Origin of the sequence: Citrobacter sp. Cpo148 (genome assembly GCF_030332375.1) — a bacterium.
Classification (GTDB): domain Bacteria; phylum Pseudomonadota; class Gammaproteobacteria; order Enterobacterales; family Enterobacteriaceae; genus Citrobacter; species Citrobacter portucalensis.
This window is the reverse complement of the sequence record NZ_JAOWHY010000045.1, coordinates 1-5,248: the sequence shown is the minus strand read 5'-3', so window position 1 is coordinate 5,248 and position 5,248 is coordinate 1. Positions and strand designations below refer to the sequence as shown.

The window sequence follows — 5,248 nt, the reverse complement described above, 5'->3', positions numbered from 1 at the left end:
TATTGTCACTCATCGCTGGCCCCGCTTCTCTGAATCGCTTTGTGCCGCCACTCCAGCACCTCAGTCAGCGGCATAACGTCAGTGATGGACGGCGACCAGTGAAAGATGGTGGCGATATCCGCCACCAGGTCATCAATCGTCAGGCTGTCGGTAAACCGGCAAGCACCGACTTCTTCAACAAAAAAGTCACCACCTCGACCGACAGCGCGGTGAGATCGGCGGGGTCCAGTTCAGCCATTTCCTGTGCGGTCAGCGTCGGGGTGGAAATACGCGGGATCACTGTCATCATGGCCCCCACGTCCATATCCATAATGGCCTGCAGGCGGGTGCCGCGCAGCGCACCAGACTGAGGCTTACGCAGCACAATTTCGGTGATTTGGGTTTTACCGCGCATGATTGGCGTATCCAGTTGTACGGTTTTTTCAGTCAGCTTGTCGCTCATGTTCGTTTCCTGTTAATCAGATACTGGCGCGGATCACCGCGCCGTTAAGTTAAATCAGAGGCCAAGGGCGTTACGGTGTGCTTCCATCAGGTCCACGCCGTCAACGATTTCAATCATGTTGACCAGATCAACCTCATAGAGCACTTCGCCGTTAATGGTCAGCTTCGCGTAGCTGTTGGTGCTGCTGACTTTGGTGGTGCTGCTCTCGCCGGTTTTCCACTCGCCGGAATCCACTTCTTTATGACGCCCGCGCACAACCAGCTCAACGGCCTGAACTTCGCCGGTATCGTCACGCTGAATAGAGCCGGTGAAACGCAGCTGGATGCCATCAACGGTTGCCTTGCCCATCTGCTTGAATAACAACAGTTCGGTGCCGCCGATTGAAAATTCCGTGTCCAGTGCGCCGTCATCCAGCCCCATATCCACATCCACCGCGCCCGGCATACCGCCGCCGCGATACTTCTCAAACTTGCGGGTGAATTTCGGCAGAGTCAGGGACTCAACGATCCCCTGCCAGTTGTTCCCGTCGTTGAACAGGTTCAGGTGTTTTAACTTGCGTGGTAATGCCATGTATCCCCCTTATGCACTGACACGGCTGGCAAAATCGACCAGGTAGCGATCGGTGATGCGCTGGCGCAGCATCAGATTTTCAAGTGGCGGCACAGGCGTGTAGTCGTAGTCGATGGTGAGCTTCCCGGCTTTCAGGGAGTCTTTATCGTTCACTGACTCATCCAGCCAGCAGTCAGCCCCGATGAGGTATCCCTGATTTACCAGGCTGCGTAATTTGGCGCGAATACCTTCGATAATGTCGCGGGCCAGTGACGGATTCAGCGGCTTATCCACCGCCCACATATGCCCCTCTGCAATCGTGTCAGCCAGCACCTGCGCCGTGCGGGTGTAGTTCTCAAACGCAAACAAGGGATCGTCACTGAGGCAGCGGGACCCCCAGAAGCGGAAGCCGTCTTTGCAGATCAGCGTGGTGACGTCATTCTGGTTCAGCAGTCCCGCGTCCGTTGCCGGGTCCTGCAGATCCCAGAACACATCAGCGGAAATACCGGTGACGCCATTCACACCCACGTTGGACAGGGTTTTGTGCCAGCCGGTCTGTTCGTCGATTTTGGCGCGCAGACCGAGCGCACGGGCCGAGGCGTAAGCCGTGGCATCGGCTTTCAGAACGGTGTCAAAGTTGATGAAATCAGGCCAGATCAGCATCCCTTCTCGCTGGCTGAAATTGTCCCGGTAAGCAATGGCTTCCTCCACCGTCTTGCAGCCATAGGCAGACAGGTAGGCAAACCCGCGCAGGCTCTGCGCAACACTCATCAACTCAGTGGCTACCGCTTGCGTGTCGTGCCCCGGCACACCAAGAATGCGCGGCTTAACTTTCAGCTGCGACTGCGCAGAAAGCAGCGCTTTCATCCCCGTTTTTTTACCGTCGGACGTGACGCCACCAATAATATTGGAGGTGGTTTCCGCTTCGGTTTCGCCCTGCGCCACGCGCACAACAACCGTCACGGGTTTTGACTGGTCGGCAATCGCATCCAGCGAACGGGCCAGCGTGCCGGACTCGCCTGCTTTACCGCTGGCCTCCAGCACATCCGTCAGCAGAACCGGCTTATTGAGAGGGAATACGGACGCATCAGCATCATCGCCGGTGCAGACCATGCCCACGATAGCGGTGCTCACCGTGGTGATAGATCGGGTGCCCTCGTTGACTTCAACAACGCGCACCCCGTGGTGGTAATCCTGAGCCATAGCGGCGAACCTCCTGATTGGAATAGGCTTCGCCCTATGTTGTATTGATTACGTCACGCAGACAGCTGCGCGGCGTTGTCCTGTTAATCACACAATGTCGCAGGATATTTGCGGTATAACGTCGAGATCCCCACATCAAAAATTAAAGCAACCCGCTGCCGTGTTTCACCTGCAGCAAGTAACCTGCCAGCCTGTGCCCATTGCTCTGGCGTCAGTTTTGGTCTTCGCCCTCCAATCCTGCCTTTAGCTCTAGCTGCTTCCAGTCCCGCACGGGTTCGTTCCACTATCAACTCGCGTTCCATCTCCGCCAGTGCCCCCATAACGTGAAAGAAAAACCGCCCCATTGGCGTACTGGTGTCTATGCTGTCAGTCAGACTGCGGAAATTAACTCCGCGCTGCCGGAGTTCTTCTATCAGGGTAACAAGGTGTCGCATGCTTCTTCCCAGCCTGTCGAGCTTCCATACAACCAGCGTGTCTCCCTCTGATAACGTCCTGAGCAACCTTTTTAGCCCTGGCCTGTCTGCTGTTTTTCCGCTCATTTTGTCTTCAAAAATTAGCTCACATCCTGAGCGTTCCAGTGCATCACGCTGCAAAGCAGTGTTCTGGTCATTTGTAGATACACGTACGTACCCTATAAGCATTATTTATCCTAATAAAAACAAGGAGAGTTAATATGTATTGTATATTGATACGTTACCAAAGTGATAAAAATAAAAAAGAATCAAAACCACTACGAAATAGAATTTTATTCTGGTAGCATGTAAAACGTGCTCACCAACTTACATTCATTGAGAATAGAAATGGAACAAAGAAAACTTTACGCATACTTGAATATAAACAACCCGATTGTTGCATGGGAAGTAGCAATTGGGAGAATCGAATCCATATGCCACGACAACGAATTTGGTGTATCTCTTTGGTTTTATAATCTAGTAAAAGATTATTTATCCGGAAATAAACAAGAAAAATTCCAAAATGAATTAGCCCTAGAGAAAGTACGCTTAGACCATTATAAAGAACAAGTATCTCGCCTTACAGGAATTTATTTAAGACCCGGGAAATGGCCGAAATAGCAATAGATCGATGGCATCTAGACAATAATCTTAAAAACTACATTGCGGAAATTGATTTTCACGGAGAGAGTTTTACAGAGGTAGATTCAGAATGGATCACTGATTGCCTTGGCACGCCACTTGAGACAAATGCTGATTGGATGCACAGTTATTGGGCAGGAAAAACTAGAGGAGAAAATCCCTTAACTGAAGTTTTGGCTAGCGGAATTGGGTATGTCAAAGATAAAAAAATCCAGAGCATGGCAATCAGAAAATTATATGATATGTGGGCCACATCCTCTTTAATGTTTAATGGAGCTATTGCCGGTTTTGCCACAGGAGAAATGGACCAAGTTTGTCGAGTCAAACCGGCAATAATCCGTGAAAATGATGGAAGCCTATCAGGTTCCATCTTCATTGATATGAATGACTTTAACGAAAAGCAAAAGCAAATAGTTTCGGCCTTAAAGAAAATGTATGATGATGGTTATGAACCTCCTATTGTTGCACCAAACGATTCTGACGCAGCATTTGCATTACCTGATTTAAAAAATATGTTTTTCAATACTAACGAAGAGATTACCAAAAAACTCTTCAATCTAATACATGCCAGCTAATAACAGGCCACCATAATATTTATAATATGGTGGCCACTTGATGTAACCTACCGTAAATAAAATCTTGGTATCGTCTTTGTATCGGTATTCCCAAAAACCTTGGTTTGGGAGAAGGCTCCGCGTTACCGGTAGGGGTGCCGGTGCCGTGGCCCCTCCCGAACCCACCAGAAGGCTGGCTGAAATATAACGGCGCACCCTTCGATAAAAATACATTTCCGAAATTAGGGGCCATTTATCCGGCTGGCGTATTACCTGATTTACGCGGTGAGTTTATTCGCGGCTGGGATGATGGGCGGGGAGTGGATGCAGGGAGAATCATATTAGCTCAGCAAGGTGATGCTATTAGAAATATCACTGGTGGGGTTCAGGGACGAAATGCAGCTACATCAGCAAGGCTTTTTAATGCAGGGGCAACAGGGGCTTTCCGCACTGACGGTGAGTTTGGATCGTATGCTGCTCAAGTAGATGTTGCTATTGGAGCGACAGACGATAGATTTGCTTCGCTTTTTTTTGATGCATCCTTGATGGTTCCAACTGCAAATGAAAACCGCCCACGTAACCTGTCATTTAATTACATTGTGAGGGCTATGTAACAACATCAATATCAAGAATAAGTGAGGACGCTCAGTATAGTAGAATCTTGCCCCAGCACGAAGGATAAGAGAATGAGTGAAGCTATTTTGAATACATATGGGATCGCATCATCTGCAGGTGAAATCACTGTTTATAACTATGATGCTATCACCCGTGAGTACCTGTCATCAACCGTTGAATATCTTGCAGAAGGCGTGGGCGTGCCTGCCCATTCCTGTACTGATAAACCCGGCAAATTCAAGGCTGGCTTTGCTATTTGTCGTAATGAAGACCTGAACGGCTGGGAGTATGTTGAAGATCACCGTGAAGCAGAAGTTTATAAAACTGATACAGGGGAGAAAATCACTGTTCGGTTTTTAGGAGAGCTTCCAGAAAATACCACCACAATTGCGCCAGAAACTCAATTTGATGTCTGGAATGGTACTGAGTGGATAACGGATATCGATGCAAAAAGAGTTGCTGACGTTCAGGCATTTGAAATGAAAATTCAGGCGCTGATTGATGAGGCTAATGCGGTCATTAATAAAAATAACTGGCCTTCAAAGCTACAACTCAATCGAATGAGCGAAACAGAAACAAGCAAGTTTAACCTGTGGCTTGACTATATTGATGCGCTGAATACCATTAAACCCTCAGATTTTCCAACTGCGATACTACCTGAGCCGCCCTCAATTTGATAAAGATGATTAAGCCGTCATTATGGACTGACCCCATTAAGACGGCTTTTCATTTAAGCTGCACGAACTATGTAATTGAATGCAAGATTTCGCGGGCGATTTTCATTTGCAGTT

The 5,248-nt window shown here is 48.8% G+C and carries 8 protein-coding genes and 1 pseudogene; 4 read left to right on the top strand and 5 right to left on the bottom strand.

The genetic code is table 11. From position 1 onward, the window contains the following. Window positions 1-5: 5 nt before the first annotated feature. The 5 genes from OGY10_RS14885 to OGY10_RS14865 form a co-directional block, all read right to left on the bottom strand. Window positions 6-125 (bottom strand): GpE family phage tail protein, encoded by a 120-nt coding sequence (locus tag OGY10_RS14885; protein ID WP_001397628.1) that lies wholly within the window; start codon window positions 123-125, stop codon window positions 6-8. 14 nt (window positions 126-139) lie between these two features. Further along, entirely contained in the window at window positions 140-442 is a 303-nt protein-coding gene (locus tag OGY10_RS14880; RefSeq protein ID WP_001744189.1) for a phage tail assembly protein, read from the bottom strand. 54 nt (window positions 443-496) lie between these two features. Further along, the gene (locus tag OGY10_RS14875; protein ID WP_086550357.1) at window positions 497-1,012 is read right to left on the bottom strand and encodes a phage major tail tube protein; all 516 of its coding nucleotides are present in this window, start codon (window positions 1,010-1,012) and stop codon (window positions 497-499) included. Between the two features lie 9 nt (window positions 1,013-1,021). After that, a complete protein-coding gene (locus tag OGY10_RS14870; protein ID WP_060855072.1) occupies window positions 1,022-2,194 on the bottom strand; it encodes a phage tail sheath protein in 1,173 nt (390 codons plus the stop codon). A gap of 83 nt (window positions 2,195-2,277) precedes the next feature. Continuing rightward, entirely contained in the window at window positions 2,278-2,835 is a 558-nt protein-coding gene (locus OGY10_RS14865; RefSeq protein WP_286576952.1) for a recombinase family protein, read from the bottom strand. A gap of 159 nt (window positions 2,836-2,994) precedes the next feature. Here OGY10_RS14865 and OGY10_RS14860 point away from each other — a divergent pair, with 159 nt between their 5' ends. The 4 genes and pseudogenes from OGY10_RS14860 (at window position 2,995) to OGY10_RS14845 (ending at window position 5,134) form a co-directional block, all read left to right on the top strand. Continuing rightward, on the top strand, window positions 2,995-3,267 hold the full coding sequence (locus OGY10_RS14860) for a hypothetical protein (protein ID WP_286576950.1): 273 nt from the start codon (window positions 2,995-2,997) through the stop codon (window positions 3,265-3,267). Then, on the top strand, window positions 3,255-3,863 hold the full coding sequence (locus OGY10_RS14855; protein WP_286576949.1) for a hypothetical protein: 609 nt from the start codon (window positions 3,255-3,257) through the stop codon (window positions 3,861-3,863). Before OGY10_RS14860 ends, OGY10_RS14855 begins: the two co-directional genes overlap by 13 nt. A gap of 95 nt (window positions 3,864-3,958) precedes the next feature. Then, window positions 3,959-4,456: pseudogene (locus tag OGY10_RS14850) on the top strand (phage tail protein); the annotation flags it as partial. 72 nt (window positions 4,457-4,528) lie between these two features. After that, window positions 4,529-5,134 (top strand): tail fiber assembly protein, encoded by a 606-nt coding sequence (locus OGY10_RS14845; protein ID WP_286576947.1) that lies wholly within the window; start codon window positions 4,529-4,531, stop codon window positions 5,132-5,134. Window positions 5,135-5,248: the final 114 nt, after the last annotated feature.